This is a genomic window from Nonomuraea sp. GTA35 (assembly GCF_041950525.1).
Lineage (GTDB): Bacteria > Actinomycetota > Actinomycetes > Streptosporangiales > Streptosporangiaceae > Nonomuraea.
On sequence record NZ_JBGNUV010000008.1, the window covers coordinates 76,636 to 99,302 of the forward strand.

Sequence of the window (22,667 nt, forward strand, 5' to 3'; positions counted from 1 at the left end):
ACGTGGGGTCACCCGTTCAGCCACGCGTTGATGAGGTGTTCAGCCGTGGTGCGCACCCAGTCCCACACCTCCGCCGGGGGATGCCCGAGGAGCGCGGCCACCAGCAGCCCGCCGCCGATCAGCGCCGGCACGAACAGGAGGTCGCCGGAGCTCGGATCCGCGCTCGAAGTGCGCCTGCGCCGTCGCCGGAGCTGATCGTCTCGTTCCCACCGGTCGAGGAAATCCTGATGCTGTCGTTGGTGCCAGCTGCCGTTCATGCGCGTCCCCACTCCGAGGTGCCACGGTGGTATCCCAACGCACATATGACGCTACAGACCGTCAAGTTGTTCACGCCGGCTGCCACACGCCGCGGCGCGGCCGAACCCGGCGTCCGCCCGGCTGGAGCGCCTGGCGTTGGTCATTCGTCCCCCAAGCGAGACGAGCTCTCCGATCCCGCCTCTCGACGCGATCGGCATTCCGGCGGCCACCGCGCGATCTCACGCTGAGCGAGGCGAGCTCGCGGTCAGGGCTGCCGCGCTGGTCCGCGGCTTCGCCACGATGATGACCGACCGCGACGGCCACCTGTTCGACGACCGGATCGCCGCCGCCGAACCGGGAGCCTCGCCCTACCTGGCCATCTTCGCCACCGGCCTCCGACCGGCGCGTAACGCCAAGATGGTGAGATCCCGCGCTCGAAGGCAGGTCACGTCCCGGTTCGTCGTCGGGATGGTCACCTCAACGGGCCAGCGGTGCCGTTCCCGCCCCGCTCGATCAGGTACTGCTCTTCGAGATCCGCCGCAACGTCACCTTCGGCCTCGAAAAGACCGGTGGACCAGGGAATCGGACATGGCGAACGATGATCAGGATCAGGGCACAGCAGGCGTTGCACCCTTTGCTCAACGTCCCGTGCCTGCTCTGGGGTCGCGTACATCTCTACGCGCAGCTCCCACCGCACCCGCTCTCCGTCCACGGTCTTCCATTCTCTTGCGTACAGTCAAAGGCCTCGACGCGATCATGACGCTCTTCGACCCGCACAACAATCCGATTTCGGGCGAACACAGCACGGCCGAGCAGACATTTGGCATGCCGGGGCACCAGGAGGTACACGGCGGGGACGGTTCGTGGTGAGCGCGCTCGACATGGCGGCGACCCGCTGTGGCGTCTCGGCCTTGAGCGTGCGTTGATCGCAGAGACATGAGGTGACAGATCGACATGGGGCGCGCCAGAATGCGGGAGCCGTCCACCGTCTACCGCAACCGGAGGAATTTCCTATGCGCCGGCCCCTTGGGTTACTCGCCGCAGCCGCTGCCCTGGCCACGTTCGCCGTGCCCGTGAGTACGGCGCAGGCTGTCGCGGCGTCTCCGGCTTCCGGTGTCGGCCGGTACGGCTCGTCCAGCCTGTTCGGGCCGGCCGCCACGGCGTCGGTATCCGGCGCCGCCAGAGTGGGCACGGCGCGGGAGAACCTGGTCGTGCGGCTGGTCAATGCGCGGCGGGCGAAGAAGAAGGGGTGCCGGGCGCTCAAGCACCACCCGCAACTCCACCGGGCCGCCCGCGGGCACTCGGCCGACATGGCGGAGCACAACTACTTCTCGAGCACCTCCCGCGACGGCCGCTCCTTCATGGACCGCATCAAGGAGGCCGGCTTCACCGGCGGCACCAGGTGGGCGGAGAACATCGCCAAGGGCCAGCGCACCCCGGCCGCGGTCGTGCAGTCCTGGATGGACGCCTCCGGAACCAAGGCCAGCATCATGAACTGCAGGTTCACCTTCATCGGGGTCGGCGCGGTCGAGGACTCCGACGGCGCGATCTACTGGACCCAGGACTTCGCCGCCGCCAGATGACCCGCTTCGTGGTGAGCCGGTGGAAGAAGGTCGCAGGCGGCCTGCTTCGCCGGCGGCGGGAGCGCAGCCCGTCCATCAACCGATCGAGCGCGTGCGGGTCGTCGCCGGATCGCCTCTCCGGCGAGAGCGGGTCGATGTAGACGATCATGCGCCGTCGCGGGCAGGGTCGGCGAGACAGCGCAGGGGAGAGGCCCGGCTGGCCGTGCCGCGGGACCGGGCCGGCACCTTCGAGCCGGTGCTGGTGCCCGAGCGGGCCGGGCGCATCTCCGGCAGCCTGGACGACATGATCACCAGCTTGTACGCGCATGGCACGAGCGTGCGCGACAACCACAGCGTCCAGGCCAAGCCCGCCCATCTGGCCGTCGGCATCGGCGCCGACGGCGAGAACCACATCCCCGGGATCTGGCCCGCCAAGACCCCCGCTACCGTCGGCGAATCGGCCGGCTGCTGGACCTCGGTGATGACCGGCCTGCGCAACCGGGACGTGCGCGTCATCCTCATTACCTGCACCGACGGCCTGAACGGCCTCGCCGACGCCATCCACCACGCTTCCCGCACACCACCGTGCGGACCTCAGCCATCGGCCCGGACATGATCATCTTTGATCGCCGTGCGGTGCCGCCTGGTTCACGTCAGCAGAGCACTACCTTGTCGAACACGGCGGCGTACGTCGACTCGTACCTCCTCGTCGCATCCGGGGAGAGCGCCTTGCAGGTGCTGTCAGGGGAGAACTTCCACACGACCTTGATGTCGTACGTCCAGGCGCAGTCGTTCCTGATCTTCACCCACACGTTGCCCGTCAGTTCACGGCCGCCATCAACCTTCTTGATGCAGTCCGCTGCCTGCGCGCTCTGCGCGCTCACGCTGCTCGCCCCGGCAGCCAGTAGGAGCGCGGCGCCCGCGGTCACCGCCAATGCCTTGAGACTGGTCCTCATCACGCAACCCCTTCAACGAAGATTGTTTCGTTCAGAGGACACAGTAGGGACGGCCGCCATACGGGCGGTACAAATCCGCCATAAAGGAGGGGCGGGGATTGCTGACCAGCGTGAATTCCAGCAGCGCCCGGCCGGCATCCCCTCACTGACCGCCTTCACCCGTCATGCGGCTCCTTCTCATAGCCGTATGACCATGAAATGCGCGTTTGGGATATCATCGCTATATGGCGATAGATAGTGATGTCGGGCGATGCGTGAGCGCCGGGATCGCGGCAGGTGTCTCCCCGGCGGCGGCGCTGTTCCATTCCCTGGCCGATGAGACACGGCTGCGTATCGTGCAGCGACTGACGCGGGGTGAGGCCCGCGTGGTCGACCTGACCGCCGAGCTCGGGCTGGCCCAGTCCACCGTGTCCAAGCACCTGGCCTGCCTGCGCGACTGCGGCCTGGTCGACTACCGGGCGGAAGGCAGGCAGTCGTTCTACTCCCTGACCCGGCCGGAGCTGATGGACCTGCTGGCCGCGGCGCAACACCTGCTCGCCGCCACCGGTCACATGGTGACCTTGTGTCCCGCTCTGGACGACGAGGCCGCCCACCTGGTGGCCGACGAGGAGCCGGTACCGTGACCGCGCTGAACCTGCCCGGCACCGGTCCCGCCCCCTCCCGGCAGGCCACGCTGCAGCGCCGGATCCGGCTGCTGGTCGCCGCCACCATCACCTACAACGTGATCGAGGCCGCGGTCGCCATCACCGCCGGCACCGTCGCCTCCTCGGCGGCACTGATCGGCTTCGGGCTCGACTCGATCGTCGAGGTCGCCTCGGCCGCGGCGGTGGCGTGGCAGTTCTCCGCCGCCGACCACGAGCGCCGGGAGAAGGCCGCGCTGCGCGTGATCGCGATGAGCTTCTTCGCCCTGGCCGCGTACGTCACCCTCGACGCCGTCCGCGCCCTGTTCGGAGCCGGCCAGGCCGAGCACTCCACGCCGGGGCTGATCCTGGCGGCGCTCTCCCTGATGATCATGCCTTTCCTGTCGTACGCCCAGCGGCGTGCGGGCCGGGAGCTAGGCTCCGCCTCGGCGGTGGCCGACTCCAAGCAGACGCTGCTGTGCACGTACCTGTCGGCCGTGCTGCTGGTGGGGCTGGCACTCAACAGCCTGTTCGGCTGGTCGTGGGCCGACCCGATCGCCGCCCTGGTCATCGCCGCCGTCGCGGTCAAGGAAGGCCGCGAGGCCTGGCGCGGCGACGCCTGCTGCGCCGTGCCCGCCGCCACGGCCCGCGGCGCGTCTCCCGCCAGTGCCGGCGACGCGGATGGGTGCTCCGACGGCTGCTGCGGGCCCGCCGCTCCTGAGCGGTGACGGGCGAGCGGCCCGCCTTGACCTGTCCATCACGTTGCGGCAGATCGGTGTGGCTGGTTTGGTTCGTCATGCTCGTGGCCGGCATGGCGGAGGTGACGTGATCATCAGCTGCGTGAGGTGCGGATGGTCAGGCGGCCGTAGGGAAGCTCTCCGGTGACCTCGACGTGCAGCCCGCCCGGGCGGGGGCGGCCCGGCACCTTGCAGGTCACGCGGCCCCATTCGGTGCGTACTCCGTCGGTGTTCGCGCTCGCGCCGGCGGGCAGGATGATCAGGGCGCGGCCGTACGCGAGCCGGAGCTCGATGTCGACGCGTGCGTACGGGACGTGGGCCTGGGACAGGTCGAGCCGCACGTTGCCGTACTCGGAGTCGACGTGCAGCCGGCGCGGGACCTGCCAGTCGCCGGTCCGCGTGAGGCGTCCGCCTACGGACTCCAGCCGGACCAGTTCGTCGCCCGGCAGGTCGGCGACGATCGGCTCCAGCTCGTGGGAGGAGGTGGCGGTGAGCGCCCGTTCGAGCCGGATCTCCAGTTCGGCCGGGTCGAGCCGGCCGTCGGCGTACGCCTGCTGGACGAGCTCCACGGCCCTGTCGCGGTCCAGGTCGGAGATGGGGGTCATCGGCTGACAGCTCTCTTGTACAGCCGCGTGGCCAGCGGCGCGAAGACGACCAGGAGCAGGACCGACCAGAGCAGCGACACCGGCACCGCGTGCCGGAGCGGCCAGGCGGTGGGCGCCGGCATGGCCGAGCTGGTGTTGCCGAACAGTTCGCGGGCGGCCTGGACGAGCGTGGAGACCGGGTTCCATTCGGCGACCACCCGCAGCGGGCCGGGCAGGCGCGTGCTGTCCACGAAGGCGTTGGACAGGAAGATCAGCGGGAACGACAGGAGAGTCGCCACGTTGTTGAAGACCTCCGGGGTGCGCAGGGCCAGCGCGACGGTCGCCGTCACCCAGGAGAAGGCGTAGGCGAACAGCAGCAGCAACAGGAACCCGGCAGCGCCCTCCAGCGGTGAGCTGTGGATGCGCCAGCCCACCAGCAGCCCGACGAGCGCCATGGTGACGATGCTGGTCACGTTCATGATCAGGTCGGCGGCGGTCTGGCCGGTCAGCACGGCCGAGGGTGACATCGGCAGGGTGCGGAAGCGGTCGAAGATGCCCTTCCGCAGGTCCTGCGTCAGGGTGTAGCCGGTGATCTGCGCGCTGCTGACGATCGTCATGACGAAGATCCCGGGGAGCAGGTACTCGCCGTACGACATGCCGGGCAGCTCGATCATGCTGCCGAAGACGTAGGTGAACAGCAGCACGAACACGACCGGCAGCATGACCACGCCACCCAGCAGGTCGGGGGCGCGCCGGATCTTCAACGCGTTGCGCTTGGTGATCGTCATGCCGTCGGCGACGGCGATCTGCAGGGCGTTCATCGGGCGTTCTCCTTCACCGTCTCTTCGGCCTGGTGTCCCGTGAGGCTCAGGAAGACGTCGTCCAGGGTGGGCCGGCGCAGGCCGGCGTCGCGTACGGCGATCCGGTCGGCGGCCAGGTGCCCGAGCGCGCTGGTCAGCGTGGCGGCGCCGCCGTCGACCGGGATCGTCAGCCGCAGGGCGGCGGCGTCGACCCGCATGTCGCCGGCGGCCAGCGGCGTCAGCGTGCGCGTGGCGGTGCGCAGGTCCGCCGCGCTCGTCACCGACAGCTCGATGCGGTCGCCGCCGACCTGGTCCTTGAGCTGGTCGGCGGTGCCGAGCGCGATCACGCGGCCGTGGTCGACCACGGCGATGCGGTGGGCGAGCCGGTCGGCCTCCTCCATGTACTGGGTGGTGAGCAGAACCGTGGTGCCGCCGCCCACGAGCTCACCGATGGCCTCCCACAGGCTCGCCCGCGCCCGCGGGTCCAGGCCGGTCGTGGGCTCGTCGAGGAACAGCACCGGCGGGTCGGCGACCAGCGCGCCGGCCAGGTCGAGCCGCCGCCGCATGCCGCCCGAGTAGCCCTGCACCGGGCGGTCGGCGGCCTCGCCGAGATCGAAGCGTTCCAGCAGCTCGCGGGCGCGCTGCCGGCTGCGCTTGACGCCCAGATGGTAGAGGCGGCCGACCATCTCCAGGTTCTCGGCGCCGGTGAGGTGGTCGTCGACGGCGGCGTACTGGCCGGAGGCGCCGATGCGGGCGCGCAGCCGGGAGGCGTCGCGGACGACGTCGAGCCCCGCCACCCGGGCGTGCCCGGCGTCCGGTTTCAGTAACGTCGTCAAGATTCGCACGGTGGTGGTCTTGCCGGCTCCGTTCGGGCCGAGCAGCCCGAACACGGTCCCCTCGGGAACGGTCAGTTCCATCCCGTCGAGGGCGGTCAGCTCGCCGTACTTCTTGACCAGGCCCTCGGCCACGATCGCGTCGGTCACGGAGGTCTCCTTCGGCCGTCAGGAACGGTGGATGACGATGTCGCCATGGTCGGTATGGGCCCGCACCTCGACGACCGGATCCGCTTCATCGGGGGCGTCGCTGGCATCGAGGGAGACGTCCACGGTGCCGTAGGTGGAGCTCACGTCCAGCCAGGCGGCGGTGCCTCTGCGGACGCCGAGGTCGAGGCCGCCGCCGGTGGTCTCCATGACGATCGAGCCGGACACCGCCTCGCCGATCCGCACGTCGGCGTACGCGGTCTTGGCGGTGACGCCGGCCAGGGCCCGGTCGACGGTGATGTCGCCGTGGGCGCTGTTGAGCCGCAGCTCGCCGGTCACCTCCCGGACCCGGACGTGGCCGTGGGCGCTGCTGACCGTGGCGGCGCCCTCGATCAGGCCGATGTCGATGCCGCCGTGGGGCGCGGTGATGTCGGCGGGCCCGCAGGCGCGGGTGACGGTGACATCGCCGTAGGTGCTCTTCAGCCGCAGCCGGTCGGCCTGCTCGACCTGAAGGTCGCCGTAGGAGGTGGACAGCGACACTTCGCCGAGCGGCCCCCGGCACACGACGGTCCCCGCCGTCTTGACGTCGAGGCGGGAGCCGGCCGGCAGGTCGATCGTCACGTCGATCGAGCCCGGGCCGAGCACCAGCGAGCGCGCCCAGTCCTTGGGCGACTCGACGAGCTTGCCGAGCGACAGCCCCCAGTCGGAGCCCCAGCCGGCGTGTTCCTTGTCGGTCCGCACCAGGAGCCTGCCGTTGGCGTAGTCGACCCGGGTGCGCAGCGCGGCCTGCACGTCGGCGTCGTTGTGGGCGTCGCTCGGGCGCACCTCGACGACGGTGTCGGCGCGGTCGCTCGCGTTGATCCGGATGGTGGCGGTCGCCGTGTCGAGAACGGCGGCGATCGGCTCGGAGGTGTCGAAGGTCGGCATACCGATTCCCCCGTCGTGGGTTGTCATGGTCATCAGCGCACCCAGCCGCTGTAGCGGTTGCCGGACTGCTGAGCGGGGCGCCGGCCGGCACGGTCGCCGGCGGCGCCGGGATCGAGCGCGGCGGAGACGGCCCGCACCAGCCAGGCGTTGACCGACAGCCCGTCCCGGGCCGCCGCCTCCTCGATGCGGGGCTTGAGGTGCTCGGGGACCCGGAGCGAGATCCGGGACGTGCCGCCCTCGTCGCCATCCGGAGGCGGGGGCAGGGGCGGGGCCTGCGGTCTCTCGATCCGGCCGGGCTCGCTCTCCTCCGACGGCCGGGCGGCCGGCGGTGGTGTCACGACGAAATCAGGGTCGCGGCCGCGCAGGCGCACCTCCACCGAGCCGGGGGTGAGGTCGTGCGTGATCTCGTCCGCGGCGGCGGACAGGGCTTCGAGCAGCGCGAGCCGGGTGGCCGATTCGAGCGTCGCGGCGAGACGTTCGGCCAGCGCACGAGCTTCCTCGCCACCGGCACCCGCCGCGATGGCGAGCTCGCGGCGGAGGTGATCCACATACGGCGCAAGGTCCATGACGCCATAATGACACCACTGTGATGTCATCACAAGCCCAATAGGGGTGCGTGTGGCGTCGTTTTGATGTCATGGGCCCGCCCGGCTGGGACGCCCGGTCCTTGTCAGGCACACCAGCGAGCGTTTGTTCACCGGCGCAGAGGCGGCCAAGGCCAACCTCCACAAGCTCCTCGGCCCTGGTCGGCGGCCCTCCCGCCGCGCCGATGACGACCTCGGCCGCAAGGCCGCCGCTCGGTCAGCGGGTCACCGGGAGCGGGCCCCGGTCGGGGGTGAAGAGCTGGTCGTCGAGGTGGTCGACGGCGTAGTCGATCGCGCCGGTCACCACGCACTCGTCGCCCAGGGTGGAGGCGCGGACCTCGGGCATGCGCATGCACCTGCGCTCCAGCCGGTCGCGCAGCGGCCCGAGCAGCACGTCGGCGGAGCGGGAGAAGCCGCCGCCCAGCACCACGACCTCCGGGTCCAGCAGGAGGACCATCGCGGCGGTGCCGACCACGAGGTCGTCGATGTACCGGCCGACCGCCTCCAGCGCCACCGGGTCGCCGTTCCTGGCGGCGGCGAGCGTGTAGCCCGCCGCGTCCTCCGGCGGGGTGCCCTCCGGGACCGACGCGCAGGTGTTGAGGTGTTCGGGGGCGTCGAACCAGCGGGCCTCGGGCAGCATCGCGATCTCGCCCGACGCCGCGCCGAACCCCCTGTGCACCTTCCCGCCGATGATCAGGCCGGCGCCCATCCGCCTGCCGACGTGGAGGAACACGACGTCCTTGGCGCCCCGGGCCGCGCCGCGGCGGTGCTCGGCCATGGCGGCGAGCCGGCTGTCGTTCTCGATCAGCACCTGGCAGGGGAAGATCTCCCGCAGCTTGCCGGCCAGGTCGAGATCGCGCCAGGCGGGTACTGCCGCCGAGTAGACGACCCGCCCCTCGACGTCGATGACGCCGATGGTGCCGAAGGCGATGGTCCACACGTCCTCGATGGCCGTACGGCTGAGTGCGAGGCAGCCGGAGACCGCACGTTGGATCGCGGCCAGCCGTTCCTCCAGCGTGGCGTCGAGCTGCACGGGCTGGCGGGTCTCGGCCAGGATCACCCCGTCGAGGTCGGACAGGGCGGCCCGGATGTTGTAACCCCCTATGTCGACGCCCACCAGATAGCCGCTGTCGGCGCGGAAGCGGTAGCGGCGGGCGGGCCTGCCCATGCTGCCGGGGCTCGGCGGCACCTCCTCCACCCAGCCCAGCTCCATGAGCTCGTCGGCGACCTCCTTCATGGAGGGACGCGACAGGCCGGTGCGCTCGGCCAGCGCGGACAGGGTGAGCGGCCCCGCTCCGCGCATCGCCCTGATGGCGGTCAGGGAGTTGAGCTGCCGCAGCCGGGACAGGTCGCCCCCGCGTAGGTCCGCCATCACCCTCCTTAATGTAGGTCTCCTCCGTAAGCTTCAGATTATGCCAGCGTTCGAGCGGTGATCATAGAGCGGTTAGCTGGCATTAACCCGGAAATCAGGGCATTGACCCTCCGATAAGCCCGGTGCTACTAATGAAGCGCTCCTTCGTAAGTTGAGTGGAAATGAGGACTGATGTCGTTCACTGACATCGGCGAGACCAGGTGCCGTCCCGATGAGGCGCGGGTGTTCGAGCACGGCTGGCAGTCGTGGAGCCCCACCGGCGCCTACCGGCTGGACGACAGCCCGCCGCGCCCCGCCGACGAGACGATCCAGATCCTCTGCTACCGGCCGGAGACACCGATCCCCGCAGGCGTCTTCCAGGGCGAGGGGCTGCTGGCCGTCGACCCGGGCGACGGGTCCGTCGAGCTGTGGTCCGCGCCGAACCCGCTCCAGGTGCCTTCGATCAGGGCGCGGCGCGTGGGCCCGGACCGCCTGGTGATCTCCGCGAACGGCCCGGTCCGCCACCACCGCGCCGAGGGCGGTCTCGACGCCGCCCTCCGCGAGTGGGCCACGACCGTCGCCGCCGGGCACGCCCCGGCCTCCTTCCCGGCGGTCCCGCCCATGTGGTGCACCTGGTACGGCTACTGGGGCAAGGTCACCGACGCCGACGTGATCGAGAACCTGGAGCTGTCCGAGCGGCTCGGCCTGGGCGCGGACATGTTCCTCATCGACGACGGCTACGAGGCGGAGATCGGCGACTGGCTGGAGCCACGGCCGGAGTTCGGCTCGCTGGCACGCGCCGTGGACGCCGTGACCGCCGCCGGCCGGCGGACCGGCATCTGGACCGCGCCGTTCCTGGTCGGCCACCGCAGCCGGATCTTCAGGGAGCACCCGGAATGGCTGGTCGGCGGCGCGTACGCCGGCCGCATGTGGGACCAGGAGCTGGCGGTGCTCGACGTCACCCACCCCGGGGCGGCCGAGCACGTGGTGAACGTCTTCCGCACGTTCGCCGCGATGGGCATCAGCCACTTCAAGCTCGACTTCGTCTACGCCGGCGCCCTGGCCGGAACCCGGCACGAGGACGTCGACCCGATCACGGCGTACCGCAGGGGCCTGGAGCTGATCCGCGAGGGCGCGGGCCGCGACGCCACCCTGCACGGGTGCGGCGCGCCGATGCTGCCCAGCATCGGCCTGGTCGACATCATGCGGGTCAGCCCCGACATCGCGCCCACCCTGCACCCCAAGTCGGGCGACATCAGCCAGCCGTCGCAGCTCGGCGCGCGGCTCACCGGCGCGGCCCGCGAGTTCCTGCACGCCCGCTGGTGGGTCAACGACCCCGACTGCATCATCGTGCGCCCCGAGGTGGAGGCCAGGCAGGAGTGGGCGGCCCACATCGAGGCGACCGGCGGCCTGCGCGGGGCGAGCGACCCGATCGCCGCGCTGGACGACTGGGGCCTGGAGACGACCAGGCGGCTCATGGTGCCCACCACGACGGACCCGTCGTGACCAGCGGCACCCTCCCCGACGTCGCCCAGCGCGAGCGCGCGGGGCGGAAGGGCGCGAGGGCGCGCCGGCGGACGGCCGGCTGGCACGCCTACCTGTTCATCGGGCCCAGCCTGTTCGGTGTCGTGGCGTTCCTGCTGCTGCCGATGGTGATCGTGCTCGTCCTCAGCCTGTTCGACTGGGAGCTGCTGTCCGCCCCCGAGTTCGTCGGCCTGGACAACTACCGGCGGCTGCTCGGCGACGGCGAGACCTGGCACTCGCTCCTGGTGAGCGTCGTCTACGTCCTGCTCTGCATCCCGCTCCAGACCGTGCTCGCGCTGGGCATGGCGATGCTGCTCAACCGGCCCGTCAAGGGCGTCAGGTTCTTCCGGTCGCTGTACGTGGTGCCGTGGATGGCCACGCCGATCGTGCTCGGACTGATCTGGAACTGGATCTTCGACCCCCGCGACGGCGCGCTCAACAGCGCGCTCGGGCTCGTCGGCATCACGGGCCCCGACTGGCTGTCCGACCCCTCGTGGGCGCTGCCCGCCGTCGCGCTGGTCAGCGTCTGGCAGCACACCGGCTACAACATGCTGTTCTTCCTGGCCGGCCTGCAGAGCATCCCGAAGGAGCTGCACGACGCCGCCTCGACCGACGGCGCCACCCCGGCGCAGCGGTTCTGGCGGGTGACGCTGCCGCTGCTCAACCCCACGATGTTCTTCGTCACGGTGACGAACCTGATCGGGGCCTTCCAGGTGTTCGACACGGTCTACGCGATGACGGCCGGCGGGCCGGGCCGCAGCACCGAGGTCATCAACTTCCGGATCTTCGAGACGGCCTTCAAACAGTTCGACTTCGGCTACGCCTCCACGCTGTCGATGCTGCTCTTCGTGATCATCCTGGTGGTGACGCTGGCGCAGGTCAGGTTCTTCGGCAAGCGCACGACCTATGACCTTAGCTGAGGGTTCACATGACCAAGCGCGTTCTGCTCTACCTCACCCTCGCCGCCGGCGCGTTCGTCTCGGTCTTCCCGTACCTGCTCGTGGTGCTGACGGCCGTCAAGACGCAGGCCCAGCTCAGCTCCACCGCCCCCTGGCTGCCGCCGCTGCCGCCGACCGCCGACAACCTGACCGAGATGCTGGCCGGCGACTTCCCCCGCTACGTGCTCAACACGGCCCTGATGACGCTGGCGCTGACGGCGGGGCAGCTGGTGTTCACCACGTTCGCCGCCTACGCGTTCGCGCGGCTGCGCTTCAGGGGCAGGGACGTGCTGTTCTGGCTGTACGTCGCGACCATGATGGTGCCGAGCGCCGTCACCATGATCCCGCTGTTCCTCATCATGCGGGAGCTCGGGCTGGTCAACACCTGGTACGGCCTGCTCGCCCCGTACGTGCTCGGCACCCCGTACGGCATCTTCCTGATGCGCCAGTTCTTCAAGGGCCTGCCCGCCGGGCTGGAGGAGGCCGCGCGGATCGACGGGGCCGGGCCGCTCGCGATCCTCGTGCGGATCATGCTGCCGCTCTGCCGCCCGGCGCTCGGCACGCTGGCGATCATCACCGTGATCTCCTCCTGGAACAGCTTCCTGTGGCCGCTCATCATCACCAGCGGCGACGAGACCAAGGTGATCACCGTCGCGATCGCCACCCTCAAGTCGGGCATCGGCGTGGACTACAACCTCATGATGGCCGGCAGCCTCATCGCGCTCGCGCCCATGGTGGCCGTCTTCATCTTCTTCCAGAAGCACATCGTCAGGTCGGTGGCTCTCACCGGCCTCAAATAGAAGAGGTCAGCGAATGTCGCACAACCCCCCGATTCGCTGGGCCGGGGCGCTGCTCGGCGCCGCCCTGCTCACGCTCACCGCCTGCGGCACGGGCGGCGGCGGTGACGCGGAGAAGGTCACGTTGACGTACCGGCTCTGGGACGAGCAGCAGAAGGCCGGCTACGAGAAGGTCATGGCGGCCTTCGAGCAGGCCAATCCGGGCATCGACGTCAAGATCGAGCTGCTTCCGTACGACCAGTACTGGACCAAGCTCACCGCCGACGCGGTCGCCGGCACCGCGCCCGACGTGTTCTGGATGACCCCCACCCAGTTCCCCGAGTACGTCACCAAGGGCGTGCTCGCCCCCGTCGAGGCCGGCGACACGGCCAAGTACCACCAGACCGTCGTCCAGTCGTTCACCTACCAGAACAAGCTGTACGGCGTGCCCAAGGACTGGGGCATCGTCGGCCTGCTCTACAACAAGGACCTGTTCGCCAAGGCCGGCGTGGAGATGCCGGACAAGCTCACCTGGGCCGCCGACGGCTCCGGCAGCCTGCTCGACACGGCCCGCAAGCTCACCGTGGACGAGGCCGGCAAGCACCCCGACGAGGCCGGGTTCGACCCCGCCAAGGTCACGACGTACGGGTTCGCGTCCTGGAACCACTACCAGACGCAGTGGATGAACTGGGTCGGCTCCAACGGCGGCAAGCTCGTGGACAAGCCCTTCGGGACGTACACCTTCAACGACGCGGCCTCCGTGCAGGCGCTGCAGTTCGGCGTGGACCTGATCAACAAGCACCACGTGTCGCCGCCGGCCACGCAGACCAACCCGCCGACCGGCAAGGTCACCGACATGTTCAAGGCGGGCAAGGTCGCGATGTTCCCGGCCAACAACGCGCTGCTGCCGTTCGTCGCCCCCGAGGCCACCTTCGAGGTCGGCGTCGCCCTCATGCCCGAGGGCCCGGCCGGCCGCTCGGTCAACCTCAACGGGCTCGCCGAGGCCGTCCACGCCAAGAGCAAGCACCCCAAGGAGGCCATGAAGCTGGCCGCCTGGCTCGGCACCGAGCAGCCGCAGAAGATGATGGCCGACGGCGGCTACGTCTTCCCCGCCATCACCAGCCTGGCCCAGGGCTACGTCGACTACTGGAAGTCCAAGAAGCTCGACGTCTCGCCGTTCCTGGAGGAGTCGAAGGGCACCACGTTCCCGCTGCCGATCACCACCGGCTTCACCGGCTTCGAGACCAAGCTCAACCAGATCTTCAACGAGATGTACCTCGGCAAGCTCACCCCGCAGCAGGCCGCCGACCAGGCCGTCTCCGAGGGCAACGCCTCCATCAAGTAAGGAAGAACATGATCACCCGGCGCGCGTTGTTCGCCGGGGGCGCCAGCCTGGGATTGTCCGCCGCACTGGGTGCCTCACCCGTGCGCGCGGCGGTCCGGCGCGCCCCCGTGTCCGACCCCTTCCAGCTCGGCGTCGCCTCCGGCGAGCCCACGCCCGACGGCGTGGTGTTATGGACCCGGCTCGCCATGAACCCGATCGCGCTCGACGGCCTCGGCGGCATGCCGGGCCGCCCGGTACCGGTGCAGTGGCAGCTCGCCTCCGACGAGAACTTCAAGCATGTCGTACGCCGGGGCACAGAGGTGGCCCGGCCCGAGTCGGCCCACAGCGTGCACGTCGAGCTCGACGGGCTCCGGCCGGGCGCGGAGTACTTCTACCGCTTCAAGGCCGACGGCGAGCTCAGCCCCACCGGCCGCACCCTCACCGCGCCCGCCCCCGGCACCCGCGGCAGGCCGCTGAACCTCTCCTTCACCTCCTGCGCCGACTACCAGACCGGCTGGTTCACCCCGTACCGCAGGATGGCCGAGGACCAGCCCGACCTGATCGCCTTCCTCGGCGACTACATCTACGAGTACGGCGACTACAAGTACCCCGTACGCGACCAGGCCGGCGGCGAATGCCTCGACCTCGCCGGATACCGGCTGCGCCACGCCCAGCACAAGGCCGACCCGGAGTCACAGCTCGCGCACGCCGTCGCCCCCTGGGTCGTGGTCTGGGACGACCACGACATCGAGAACGGCTGGGCCGGCGACGTGCCCGAGCAGCCCGACCCGCCCTTCCTCCAGCGCCGGGCGGCGGCCTTCCAGGCCTACTACGAGAACATGCCGCTGCGCCGCGCGCAGAAGCCGAACGGCTCCTCGTTGCGGCTGCACCGGTCGATCCGCTGGGGCGCGGTCGCCAACCTGCACCTGCTCGACACCCGCCAGTACCGCGACCTGTACGCCTGCACCGGCAGCAGCGGCACGATCGGCCCCGACTGCCAGGAGCGCTTCGCCCCGAACCGCACGATCCTCGGCCAGGAGCAGGAGAGCTGGCTCGACGGCGAGCTCAGGCGTTCCGAGGCCACCTGGGACCTGCTCGGCCAGCAGGTCTTCCTCATGGAGATGGACTGGACCAACGGCGAGGGCAAGGGCTACTCCAACGAGGGCTGGGACGGCTACGTCGCCTCCCGCAACCGGCTGACCGCCGCCATCGACGCCTACAAGCGCAACGCGGTCGTGCTCACCGGCGACGTGCACTCCCACTGGGCCGGCGAGATCAAGCGCGACCACCAGGACCCCGAGTCCAAGTCGGTCGCCGTCGAGCTGGTCACCACGTCGGTGACGAGCGCGGGCAACGGTCTCGACGAGTACCCGAACACGCAGATCCTGCTCGACGAGAACCCGCACGTGAAGTTCTTCAACGGCCGCCGCGGCTACGTCCGTACCAGGATCAGCCGGCAGGAGATGCAGGTCGACTTCCGCTCGGTGTCCCGCGTCACCGAGCCCTACGCCCCGGCCTACACCTCCGGCCGGTTCGTCATCGAGCCGGGCCGCCCGGCACTCCACCCAGCCTGACGGGACCCCCATGCGTAAGTCCACGGCCGCCGTCGCGACGGCCTTCCTCGCCCTTCCGTTCCTGCCGTTAGCCAGCGCCGCCGCCGCCGCGCAGACCCCGCCGATGGGCTGGAGCAGCCGCACGCTCGGCTGCTCGGTCTCGGAGACGTCGGTCCGCCAGGCCGCCGACGCGCTCGCCCCGCTGGCGCCCCTCGGCTACCGGTACGTCATCCTCGACGACTGCTGGCTGGCCGCCCAGCGTACGGGCGGGGCCCTCGCCCCCGACGCGGCCCGGTTCCCCGGCGGTATGCGCGCTCTGGCCGACTACGTCCACGGCAAGGGGCTCAAGCTGGGCCTCAGCCTGTCGGCCGGCACGAAGGCGTGCTCGGGCGGCGGCCCCGGCTCGTACAACACCGAGGCCGCCGACGCCGAGCAGGTCAAGGGCTGGGGCGCCGACTACGTCAAGTACGACTGGTGCTCGGTGCCCACGGCCGACTTCCCCGGCCAGAACGTCCAGCAGATCGCCCAGACCCTCTACCCCCGCATGCGCCAGGCCCTCGGCGACGGCGTCGTGTTCGCCATGAACAACGAGGACGGCAGCACCGTGCCCTGGCTGTGGGGCAAGGACGCCGCCGCCACCACCTGGCGGACCAACGTCTACAACAAGCCCATCCCCGACGCGTACGCGAGCATGGTCGACATCTGGGAGACCAACCAGCTCAGAGCCGAGTACGCCGGCCGGGGAAGCTGGGCCGACCCCGACCTGATCCAGGCCGGGCGCGGCGGGATGACCGAGACCGAGTACCGCACCCAGTTCACGCTCTGGGCCGTGGGGGCGGCCCCGCTGATCCTCCAGGCCGACCCCGCCAAGGCTCCGCCCGCGATCGTCGCCAACCCCAAGGTGATCGCGGTCGACCAGGATCCGCTGGGCGCGCACGGCACGTTCGTCCGCACCGACGGCTGGTACCACGTGCTGGCCAAGCCGCTGGAGAACGGCGACCGGGCGATCGTGCTGTTCAACGAGAGCGACCGGGCGGCCACGATCTCCACGTCGCTCGGCCGTTCCCGCTACCGCGTCGAGAACCTGTGGACCGGCGCCGTCGCCTCCTCCAACGGCGAGCTGGCGGCCCAGGTGCCCGCACACGCCGCCCTGCTCTACCGGGTCTCGGAGAGCCGCGAGCAGGCGCCGCCACTGGTGACGTTCGAGGCCGACCCGCCCGCCTTCCTCGGCGAGGACCGGCCGTCGGTGCTGGAGCCGGGCAAGAGCGCCGACCTGGTCACCCGCGTGACGAACACCGGGGCGACGGGACGGCTGCGCGACGTCGAGGTCACGGCCGCCGTCCCCGAAGGGTGGCAGGTCTCGGCGCGTACCCCGGCGAAGAAGGCGCGGCTGGACGCCGGCGAGACGTTCACCGTCACCTGGGCGGTCACCCCGCCCGCGGCGGCCGAGCCGAAGAACTACGAGCTCGCCTTCACCCAGGGCGGGCAGAGCGCCGTGGCCGTCGTGACCGTGGCCCGCCCGCCTGGCCCGGGCCGTACGTACCTGAGCGACGTGGCCTGGACCAGCGCGAAGAACCACTTCGGGCCGGTCGAGAAGGACACCAGCAACGGCGAGAAGGCCGCCGGCGACGGCCGCCCGATCACCATCGAGGGCGTCCGCCACGCCAAGGGCCTCGGCACGCACGCACCCGCCGACATCGAGTTCTACACCGCCGGCCGCTGCTCCACGGTGGAGTTCCAGGCGGGAATCGACGACGAGGTCGGCGCGGCCGGCTCGGCCGACTTCGAGGTCTGGGCGGACGGGGGCCGGGTGGCGCACTCGGGCGTGCTCACCGGCGCCATGCCCGCCCGCACGGTCACCGCCCCCATCGAGGGTGCCCGGTTCGTCCGGCTGGTCGCGACCAACGGCGGCGACAACGCCACCTCCGACCACGCCGACTTCGCCGACGCCACCATCACCTGCTCGTAAGGAGTTGCCCTGAATGATCGTTCCCAAGCCCATCACCTTCGGGCACAGGCCCGGCCGGTTCGTCCTCGACCGGCACACCTCGCTGGCCGCCGACCCGGCACTCGGCGAGGTGGCCGGCTGGTTGCGCGGCGAACTCGCCACCCTCACCGGCGGGGAACTGCTGCCGGGCGGGCAGGGCCCGGAAACGATCAGTCTGGGGCTGGGCGACCTGGCCCCGGAGGCGTACCGGCTGACCGTGGGGGACGACGGGGCCAGGATCGTCGCGGGTGGGGCGGCGGGGGCGTTCTACGGCGCGCAGTCGTTCCTGCAACTGCTGCCGCCCGCCGCCTTCAGGAAGGCGGCGGCCGGCCCGCTCACCGCGCCCGGCGTGCACGTCGAGGACGCGCCGCGCTTCCGGTGGCGCGGCTGCCTGCTCGACGTGGCCCGCCACTTCATGCCCAAGCACGAGGTGCTGCGCTTCATCGACCTGCTGGCCATGCACAAGCTGAACGTGCTGCACCTGCACCTCACCGACGACCAGGGCTGGCGCGTCGAGATCCGCCGCCACCCCCGGCTCACCGAGGTCGGCGCCTGGCGCCGGGAGAGCCAGACCGGCTGGAACGGCCCCATGGACGGCCGCCCCCACGGCGGCTACTACACCCAGGACGACATCAGGGAGATCGTCGCCTACGCCGCCCGCCGGCACGTCACCGTCGTCCCCGAGATCGACCTGCCCGGCCACACCCAGGCCGCCATCGCCGCCTACCCGGAGCTGGGCAACCTCGGCACCCCCTTGGAGGTGGGCACGACCTGGGGAATCGGCGAGAACGTGCTCAACGTCGAGGACGCCACGATCGACTTCTTCCGCGAAGTGCTGGAGGAGGTGCTGGAGCTGTTCCCCAGCCCGTACGTGTGCCTCGGCGGCGACGAGTGCCGCAAGGACCAGTGGCGGGCCAGCCCGGCGGCGCAGCGCCGCATCGCCGAGCTCGGCCTGCGGGACGAGGAGGAGCTGCAGAGCTGGTTCGTCCACCGGTTCGACGCGTTCCTGACCGCGCGCGGGCGCCGCCTGGTGGGCTGGGACGAGATCCTGGAGGGCGGCCTCGCCCCCGGCTCCGTCGTGGCCTCCTGGCGCGGCGACCTGGGCGCGGTGGCGGCGGCGCGGCGCGGCCACGACGTGATCAACTGCTCGAACACCGAGCTCTACCTCGACTACCGGCAGGGGCCGGGGGAGGACGAGCCGGTGCCGTTCGGCACGGTGCTGACGCTGGACGACGTCTACGCCTTCGAGCCGATCCCGGCCGATCTGCGGGGCGACCCGGCGGCCCGGCACGTCCTGGGCGCGCAGTGCGGGGTCTGGACCGAGCTGATCGACAACGGCCGGCATGTCGACTACATGGCCTTCCCCCGGCTCGCGGCCTTCGCCGAGACGGTCTGGAGCCCCGCCGAACGGGACCTGGCCGACTTCCGGGCCCGCCTCGCGGTGCACCTGCGGCGGCTGGAGGCGGTGGGCGTGGAGTACCGGCGCGAGGAGGGACCGCTTCCCTGGCAGACGCGGCCCGGCGTGCCGGGGCGTCCTGAGGACCCGGTGGAGTGGCAGGCCCAGCTCGCCGCCTGGACCAGCAACCTGCGGGACCTGGCGTGAACAGCGTGGAACGTACGCTGCGCTGGCCCGGGTGCGCCAACGTGCGGGATCTGGGCGGGCTGCCCGTCGCCGGGGGCGGCCGGATCCGGCCGGGCGTCCTGGTACGGGGCGACCGGCCGCGGCAGGCGAGCGTGGCAGCGATGTACGGGCACGGCGTACGGCTCGTCGTCGACCTGCGTTCACAGGCCGAACGCGCCGCCGACCCCGGGCCGTCCGAGCCGCGGATTACCTGGCGCCACCTGCCGGTCCTGCGGGAGGAGGACGCCGTGCTGGAGGAGATGGCCGACACGCTGACCGGCATCTACCGGCGCATCCTCGACCACGGCTCCCGCAGCCTGGCCGCCGTCGTCTCCGCGATCGCCCACGCGCCGCCGGGCGCCACCCTGGTGCACTGCCACTCCGGCAAGGACAGGACCGGCCTGGCGATCGCGCTGACGCTCACCCTGGCCGGGGTGGCGTCGGCGGACGTCGCCGCGGACTACGCCGAGACCGCCGCCCGCATGAGCCTCGACGCCCACCTCGCCGCCCTGCCCGGCGAGGCGGAGCGGGCCAGGTCCCGCCGCCTGTTCACCGAGGTCCGCGCCGACACGATGCTCGCCACCCTCGCCCACCTGGACGACCGGTACGGCGGAGCCGACGCGTACCTGCGGGAGGGGGGCCTGCCCCCCGCGGACCTGGCCCTGCTCCGAACCCGCCTGACAACCGACCCCTGACGCCACGGCCGCCCGCCCACTGACCCTCTGGTTCGCGGATCAGCACCGGCGCGGTTGACTCTTCACCCTGCCCCATCCGCATGCGCGCGGCTGGTGAGCGCCTCGGTGATGGCGTAGGCGGTGTCGACGAAGGACTCCGCCTGCTGCTCCGTCAGGTTCCGCACGGAGGTCTCCTCCAGGGTCTGCCACAGGGCTGCGATGGGTTCGCGCATGGAACGGCCCTTGTCGGTGAGGTGGACCACCATGACGCGCCGGTCGTGTGCGGCCGGTTCGCGGACGAGCAGGCCGGCGTCCTGCATCCGGCGCAGGGACTTGGAGACGGTGGAGTGGTCCAGGCCGACGCTTTCGAGCAGTTCGGACTGGGTCTGGCCGTCCCGGTCAAAGAGCTGCATCAGGAGCAGTTCCTGCCCGGGATGCAGGTCCATCGCGCGAAGCAGGGCGGCGGCGTGGGCGCGGTGGGCGCGGGCGAGCTGGAAGATCGCATAGCTCATCGGCCCTTTGCCGGCCGTCGTGGGGACGTGGGGCATGGTTCGGTGCCTCAATCCGTGTAGGTGGGGTAGTCGGTGTAGCCGGCCGCTCCGCCGCCGTAGAAGGTCGCCGGGTCGGGGACGTTCAGCTCCGCGCCGGCGCGGAGCCGCTCGACCAGGTCCGGGTTGGCGAGCGCGAGGGCGCCGACGGAGACGAGGTCGGCCGTACCATTGTCGATGTCCTTGGCGCGGGTGGGCAGGTCGGTGCCGCCCCGGTTGAGGATCAGCGTGGCCGGCCACTGCGCGCGCAGGGTCTCCAGCAGGGCCTCCTCGCCCGTGTGCATCACGTGGAGGTAGGCCAGGCCCAGCGGGCGCAGCGCGTCCAGGAGCGCCGGATACAGCTCGGCGGTGTCGGACTCGGCGATGTCGTTGTAGGGGTTGCCGGGGGAGATGCGCAGACCGGTGCGCTCGGCGCCGATCTCGCCGGCCACGGCGGCGGCGACCTCGACGGCGAAGCGGATGCGGTTGTCAAGGGAGCCACCGTAGCGGTCGGTGCGCTGGTTGGTGTTGTCGGACAGGAACTGGTGCACCAGGTAGCCGTTGGCGCCGTGGATCTCCACGCCGTCGGCGCCTGCCGCGACGGCGGCCGCCGCGGCGTGCCGGAAGTCGTCGACCGTCGCCGCGACCTCCTGCGTCGACAGGGCACGGGGCGTGGGCATCTCCTGGGGTCCGGACGCGGTGAACATCGTGCCCTTGGGACGGATCGCCGACGGGGCGACCGGCCGGCGCCCGTGGGGCGTGTTGTCGGGGTGGGAGATGCGCCCGACGTGCATCAGCTGGATGACGATCCGGCCGCCGGCCGCGTGCACGGCGTCGATGACCTTGCGCCACCCGGCGATCTGCCCGTCATGGTAGATGCCGGGGGTGAGGAGATAGCCCTGGCCGTCGGCGGAGGGCTGCGTCCCCTCGGTGATGATCAGCGCGTGAGACGCTCGCTGGGCGTAGTACTCGGCGTTCAGCTCGGTCGGGACACCTTCCGGCGTGGAGCGGTCGCGGGTCATGGGGGCCATGACCAGGCGGTGCGGCAGGGATGTGCCGCCGACGGTGGTCGGCGTCCACAGGGAGTCCAGCATGTGTGGTCCTTCGGTGCGTCGAGGCCCGGGTGGGCATCGGAAGACGGCGGGTGGGGTGGATGAGGTGGCGAGCGTGTTCAGCCGACGGTGAGGACGAGCTTGCCCCGGACATGCCCGGCGTCGCTGACCTGCTGGGCCGTGGCGGCCTGGCCGAGCGGATAGGCGGTGACGGTGGTGACGACCTTGCCGGTCGCGGCGTCCTGGGCCAGGGCGGCCAGGCGGCCGGACGAGGCCTCCTGAGGACCGTTGGCGAAGGTGATGCCGAGCTGCTGCGCGCGGAAGTCGGCGATGGTGACGATGCGGTCGGTGCCGCCCCGCAGGGTGATGGAATCCTCGAGGGCGCCCTTCCCGGCCAGGTCGAACACCGCGTCCACGCCGTCAGGGGCGAGCGCCCGGACCCGCTCGACCAGGCCCTCGCCGTACACGGTCGCGGTGGCGCCGAGCGAGGCGAGATATTCCTGGTTCCCGGGGCCGGCGGTGCCGATGACACGTGCTCCGCGAGCCGTGGCGAGCTGAACCGCCAGGGTTCCGACCGCTCCCGCCGCGCCGTGCATCAGTACGGTCTCCCCGGCGGCGACGCCGAGCAGCTTCAGGACCCGCTCGGCGGTCTCACCCGCCACCGGTAGCGCGGCGGCGTGCTGCCAGCCGAGGGCGGCGGGCTTGGGGGCCACGATGGTGGCCAGGGCGTACTCCGCGTACGAGCCGGTGTCGGACCAGCCCAGCACCTCGTCTCCGACCTGCACGTCCTCCACGCCCTCACCCAGGGCGTCCACCACGCCGGCGAGCTCGCCGCCGGGAACGGCGGGGAAGGTCGTCGGGTACACGGCCTCCAGCATCCCGGAGCGGATCTTGCCGTCCACCGCGTTCAGCCCCGCAGCCTTCACGCGGACACGGACCTGCCCGGGGCCGGGCTGCGGGACGTCGATGTCCGCCTCGTGCAGCACTTCCGGGCCGCCGAAACGGTCGAAAACGATGGCTTTCATGACAACTCCTCACGTTGCGCCACGGATTAGGTGGCTAGACACGTATTCACTGTACATCAAATATGTGGCTAGCCAAGTATTTGCCGCCGCCCCGGCCGCGCGAGATCGGCGGCGGCCTCCATGAAAGTTTCATGACAGCACTGCGGTGCGGTTGCACAGCATGATGACGACGCCTTCGCCCGGCGCCGTCCCCCGTGACCTCGGTCGATCCGCCGCCTGCCGCTGGGCTGCCGTGCCGCGGCGGGTTCCGTTTGCATGCTCGGCCTTTCCCCGCCCGGTGGTGCGTGCTTAGATTCGCTCGTCCCGGGAAAGCGCTTACCAAGCCTTT

Annotated in this window: 23 protein-coding genes; 12 read left to right on the forward strand and 11 right to left on the reverse strand. The window is 71.0% G+C overall.

All coding sequences use genetic code 11. The features are described 5' to 3' along the window. Window positions 1-8 precede the first annotated feature (8 nt). Window positions 9-257, reverse strand: coding sequence for a hypothetical protein (locus tag ACBJ32_RS32095; RefSeq protein WP_375129910.1), 249 nt, complete (start codon window positions 255-257; stop codon window positions 9-11). A 993-nt stretch (window positions 258-1,250) separates the two neighbouring features. On the opposite strand from ACBJ32_RS32095, the gene ACBJ32_RS32100 reads away from it, so the two are divergent. After that, entirely contained in the window at window positions 1,251-1,820 is a 570-nt protein-coding gene (locus tag ACBJ32_RS32100; RefSeq protein WP_375129911.1) for a CAP domain-containing protein, read from the forward strand. A 91-nt stretch (window positions 1,821-1,911) separates the two neighbouring features. Next, window positions 1,912-2,415 carry a transposase gene (locus tag ACBJ32_RS32105; protein ID WP_375129912.1) on the forward strand — a complete coding sequence of 168 codons (504 nt, stop codon included), beginning with the start codon at window positions 1,912-1,914 and terminating at the stop codon, window positions 2,413-2,415. Window positions 2,416-2,452: 37 nt separating this feature from the next. On the opposite strand, the gene ACBJ32_RS32110 is transcribed toward ACBJ32_RS32105, so the two are convergent. Next, window positions 2,453-2,755 carry a hypothetical protein gene (locus tag ACBJ32_RS32110; RefSeq protein WP_357891564.1) on the reverse strand — a complete coding sequence of 101 codons (303 nt, stop codon included), beginning with the start codon at window positions 2,753-2,755 and terminating at the stop codon, window positions 2,453-2,455. 224 nt (window positions 2,756-2,979) lie between these two features. Between ACBJ32_RS32110 and ACBJ32_RS32115 the strand changes: the two genes are divergently transcribed. Both ACBJ32_RS32115 and ACBJ32_RS32120 read left to right on the forward strand, forming a co-directional pair. Continuing rightward, window positions 2,980-3,378, forward strand: a complete 399-nt coding sequence (locus tag ACBJ32_RS32115; RefSeq protein ID WP_375129913.1) for an ArsR/SmtB family transcription factor — start codon at window positions 2,980-2,982, stop codon at window positions 3,376-3,378. Continuing rightward, the gene (locus tag ACBJ32_RS32120; RefSeq protein ID WP_375129914.1) at window positions 3,375-4,103 is read left to right on the forward strand and encodes a cation transporter; all 729 of its coding nucleotides are present in this window, start codon (window positions 3,375-3,377) and stop codon (window positions 4,101-4,103) included. The genes ACBJ32_RS32115 and ACBJ32_RS32120 overlap by 4 nt, the downstream gene beginning before the upstream one ends. Before the next feature lie 104 nt (window positions 4,104-4,207). Here ACBJ32_RS32120 and ACBJ32_RS32125 read toward each other — a convergent pair whose 3' ends face one another. The 6 genes from ACBJ32_RS32125 to ACBJ32_RS32150 form a co-directional block, all read right to left on the reverse strand. Then, window positions 4,208-4,717 carry a DUF1707 domain-containing protein gene (locus ACBJ32_RS32125; protein ID WP_375129915.1) on the reverse strand — a complete coding sequence of 170 codons (510 nt, stop codon included), beginning with the start codon at window positions 4,715-4,717 and terminating at the stop codon, window positions 4,208-4,210. Next, window positions 4,714-5,517 carry an ABC transporter permease gene (locus ACBJ32_RS32130; protein ID WP_375129916.1) on the reverse strand — a complete coding sequence of 268 codons (804 nt, stop codon included), beginning with the start codon at window positions 5,515-5,517 and terminating at the stop codon, window positions 4,714-4,716. Before ACBJ32_RS32130 ends, ACBJ32_RS32125 begins: the two co-directional genes overlap by 4 nt. Then, window positions 5,514-6,479, reverse strand: a complete 966-nt coding sequence (locus ACBJ32_RS32135; RefSeq protein WP_375129917.1) for an ATP-binding cassette domain-containing protein — start codon at window positions 6,477-6,479, stop codon at window positions 5,514-5,516. Before ACBJ32_RS32135 ends, ACBJ32_RS32130 begins: the two co-directional genes overlap by 4 nt. A gap of 18 nt (window positions 6,480-6,497) precedes the next feature. Further along, window positions 6,498-7,403, reverse strand: a complete 906-nt coding sequence (locus ACBJ32_RS32140; protein ID WP_375129918.1) for a DUF4097 domain-containing protein — start codon at window positions 7,401-7,403, stop codon at window positions 6,498-6,500. Window positions 7,404-7,435: 32 nt separating this feature from the next. Next, entirely contained in the window at window positions 7,436-7,969 is a 534-nt protein-coding gene (locus tag ACBJ32_RS32145) for a hypothetical protein (RefSeq protein ID WP_375129919.1), read from the reverse strand. Window positions 7,970-8,204: 235 nt separating this feature from the next. Then, window positions 8,205-9,359, reverse strand: a complete 1,155-nt coding sequence (locus ACBJ32_RS32150) for an ROK family protein (RefSeq protein WP_357891537.1) — start codon at window positions 9,357-9,359, stop codon at window positions 8,205-8,207. Between the two features lie 171 nt (window positions 9,360-9,530). Between ACBJ32_RS32150 and ACBJ32_RS32155 the strand changes: the two genes are divergently transcribed. From ACBJ32_RS32155 to ACBJ32_RS32190, 8 genes are read left to right on the forward strand one after another with little or no spacing between them, the layout of a single operon-like run. After that, on the forward strand, window positions 9,531-10,844 hold the full coding sequence (locus ACBJ32_RS32155; protein WP_375129920.1) for a glycoside hydrolase family 36 protein: 1,314 nt from the start codon (window positions 9,531-9,533) through the stop codon (window positions 10,842-10,844). After that, the gene (locus tag ACBJ32_RS32160; RefSeq protein WP_375129921.1) at window positions 10,841-11,782 is read left to right on the forward strand and encodes a carbohydrate ABC transporter permease; all 942 of its coding nucleotides are present in this window, start codon (window positions 10,841-10,843) and stop codon (window positions 11,780-11,782) included. The genes ACBJ32_RS32155 and ACBJ32_RS32160 overlap by 4 nt, the downstream gene beginning before the upstream one ends. 8 nt (window positions 11,783-11,790) lie before the next feature. Next, a complete protein-coding gene (locus ACBJ32_RS32165; RefSeq protein WP_375129922.1) occupies window positions 11,791-12,600 on the forward strand; it encodes a carbohydrate ABC transporter permease in 810 nt (269 codons plus the stop codon). 13 nt (window positions 12,601-12,613) lie between these two features. Beyond that, window positions 12,614-13,921, forward strand: coding sequence for a sugar ABC transporter substrate-binding protein (locus ACBJ32_RS32170; RefSeq protein ID WP_357891525.1), 1,308 nt, complete (start codon window positions 12,614-12,616; stop codon window positions 13,919-13,921). 8 nt (window positions 13,922-13,929) lie between these two features. Beyond that, window positions 13,930-15,474 (forward strand): alkaline phosphatase D family protein, encoded by a 1,545-nt coding sequence (locus ACBJ32_RS32175; protein ID WP_375129923.1) that lies wholly within the window; start codon window positions 13,930-13,932, stop codon window positions 15,472-15,474. Between the two features lie 10 nt (window positions 15,475-15,484). Continuing rightward, a complete protein-coding gene (locus tag ACBJ32_RS32180; RefSeq protein WP_375129924.1) occupies window positions 15,485-17,422 on the forward strand; it encodes an NPCBM/NEW2 domain-containing protein in 1,938 nt (645 codons plus the stop codon). Window positions 17,423-17,435: 13 nt separating this feature from the next. Then, the gene (locus tag ACBJ32_RS32185; RefSeq protein WP_375129925.1) at window positions 17,436-19,043 is read left to right on the forward strand and encodes a beta-N-acetylhexosaminidase; all 1,608 of its coding nucleotides are present in this window, start codon (window positions 17,436-17,438) and stop codon (window positions 19,041-19,043) included. After that, on the forward strand, window positions 19,040-19,756 hold the full coding sequence (locus ACBJ32_RS32190) for a tyrosine-protein phosphatase (protein ID WP_375129926.1): 717 nt from the start codon (window positions 19,040-19,042) through the stop codon (window positions 19,754-19,756). Before ACBJ32_RS32185 ends, ACBJ32_RS32190 begins: the two co-directional genes overlap by 4 nt. Before the next feature lie 62 nt (window positions 19,757-19,818). Here ACBJ32_RS32190 and ACBJ32_RS32195 read toward each other — a convergent pair whose 3' ends face one another. From ACBJ32_RS32195 to ACBJ32_RS32205, 3 genes are all read right to left on the reverse strand, one after another. Then, window positions 19,819-20,247 (reverse strand): MarR family winged helix-turn-helix transcriptional regulator, encoded by a 429-nt coding sequence (locus ACBJ32_RS32195; RefSeq protein WP_375129927.1) that lies wholly within the window; start codon window positions 20,245-20,247, stop codon window positions 19,819-19,821. A 47-nt stretch (window positions 20,248-20,294) separates the two neighbouring features. After that, on the reverse strand, window positions 20,295-21,356 hold the full coding sequence (locus ACBJ32_RS32200; protein ID WP_357891500.1) for an alkene reductase: 1,062 nt from the start codon (window positions 21,354-21,356) through the stop codon (window positions 20,295-20,297). Between the two features lie 77 nt (window positions 21,357-21,433). Next, window positions 21,434-22,339, reverse strand: coding sequence for an NADP-dependent oxidoreductase (locus ACBJ32_RS32205; RefSeq protein WP_375129928.1), 906 nt, complete (start codon window positions 22,337-22,339; stop codon window positions 21,434-21,436). Between the last annotated feature and the right edge of the window lie 328 nt (window positions 22,340-22,667).

What these genes read in the sequence shown, in the direction of transcription:
- ACBJ32_RS32095 (WP_375129910.1), bottom strand. Translation starts at nt 257, where the DNA reads ATGAACGGCAGCTGGCACCAACGACAGCATCAGGATTTCCTCGACCGG.
- ACBJ32_RS32100 (WP_375129911.1), top strand. Translation starts at nt 1,251, where the DNA reads ATGCGCCGGCCCCTTGGGTTACTCGCCGCAGCCGCTGCCCTGGCCACG.
- ACBJ32_RS32110 (WP_357891564.1), bottom strand. Translation starts at nt 2,755, where the DNA reads ATGAGGACCAGTCTCAAGGCATTGGCGGTGACCGCGGGCGCCGCGCTC.
- ACBJ32_RS32115 (WP_375129913.1), top strand. Translation starts at nt 2,980, where the DNA reads ATGGCGATAGATAGTGATGTCGGGCGATGCGTGAGCGCCGGGATCGCG.
- ACBJ32_RS32125 (WP_375129915.1), bottom strand. Translation starts at nt 4,717, where the DNA reads ATGACCCCCATCTCCGACCTGGACCGCGACAGGGCCGTGGAGCTCGTC.
- ACBJ32_RS32130 (WP_375129916.1), bottom strand. Translation starts at nt 5,517, where the DNA reads ATGAACGCCCTGCAGATCGCCGTCGCCGACGGCATGACGATCACCAAG.
- ACBJ32_RS32140 (WP_375129918.1), bottom strand. Translation starts at nt 7,403, where the DNA reads ATGCCGACCTTCGACACCTCCGAGCCGATCGCCGCCGTTCTCGACACG.
- ACBJ32_RS32145 (WP_375129919.1), bottom strand. Translation starts at nt 7,969, where the DNA reads ATGGACCTTGCGCCGTATGTGGATCACCTCCGCCGCGAGCTCGCCATC.
- ACBJ32_RS32150 (WP_357891537.1), bottom strand. Translation starts at nt 9,359, where the DNA reads ATGGCGGACCTACGCGGGGGCGACCTGTCCCGGCTGCGGCAGCTCAAC.
- ACBJ32_RS32155 (WP_375129920.1), top strand. Translation starts at nt 9,531, where the DNA reads ATGTCGTTCACTGACATCGGCGAGACCAGGTGCCGTCCCGATGAGGCG.
- ACBJ32_RS32165 (WP_375129922.1), top strand. Translation starts at nt 11,791, where the DNA reads ATGACCAAGCGCGTTCTGCTCTACCTCACCCTCGCCGCCGGCGCGTTC.
- ACBJ32_RS32170 (WP_357891525.1), top strand. Translation starts at nt 12,614, where the DNA reads ATGTCGCACAACCCCCCGATTCGCTGGGCCGGGGCGCTGCTCGGCGCC.
- ACBJ32_RS32175 (WP_375129923.1), top strand. Translation starts at nt 13,930, where the DNA reads ATGATCACCCGGCGCGCGTTGTTCGCCGGGGGCGCCAGCCTGGGATTG.
- ACBJ32_RS32180 (WP_375129924.1), top strand. Translation starts at nt 15,485, where the DNA reads ATGCGTAAGTCCACGGCCGCCGTCGCGACGGCCTTCCTCGCCCTTCCG.
- ACBJ32_RS32185 (WP_375129925.1), top strand. Translation starts at nt 17,436, where the DNA reads ATGATCGTTCCCAAGCCCATCACCTTCGGGCACAGGCCCGGCCGGTTC.
- ACBJ32_RS32195 (WP_375129927.1), bottom strand. Translation starts at nt 20,247, where the DNA reads ATGAGCTATGCGATCTTCCAGCTCGCCCGCGCCCACCGCGCCCACGCC.
- ACBJ32_RS32200 (WP_357891500.1), bottom strand. Translation starts at nt 21,356, where the DNA reads ATGCTGGACTCCCTGTGGACGCCGACCACCGTCGGCGGCACATCCCTG.
- ACBJ32_RS32205 (WP_375129928.1), bottom strand. Translation starts at nt 22,339, where the DNA reads ATGAAAGCCATCGTTTTCGACCGTTTCGGCGGCCCGGAAGTGCTGCAC.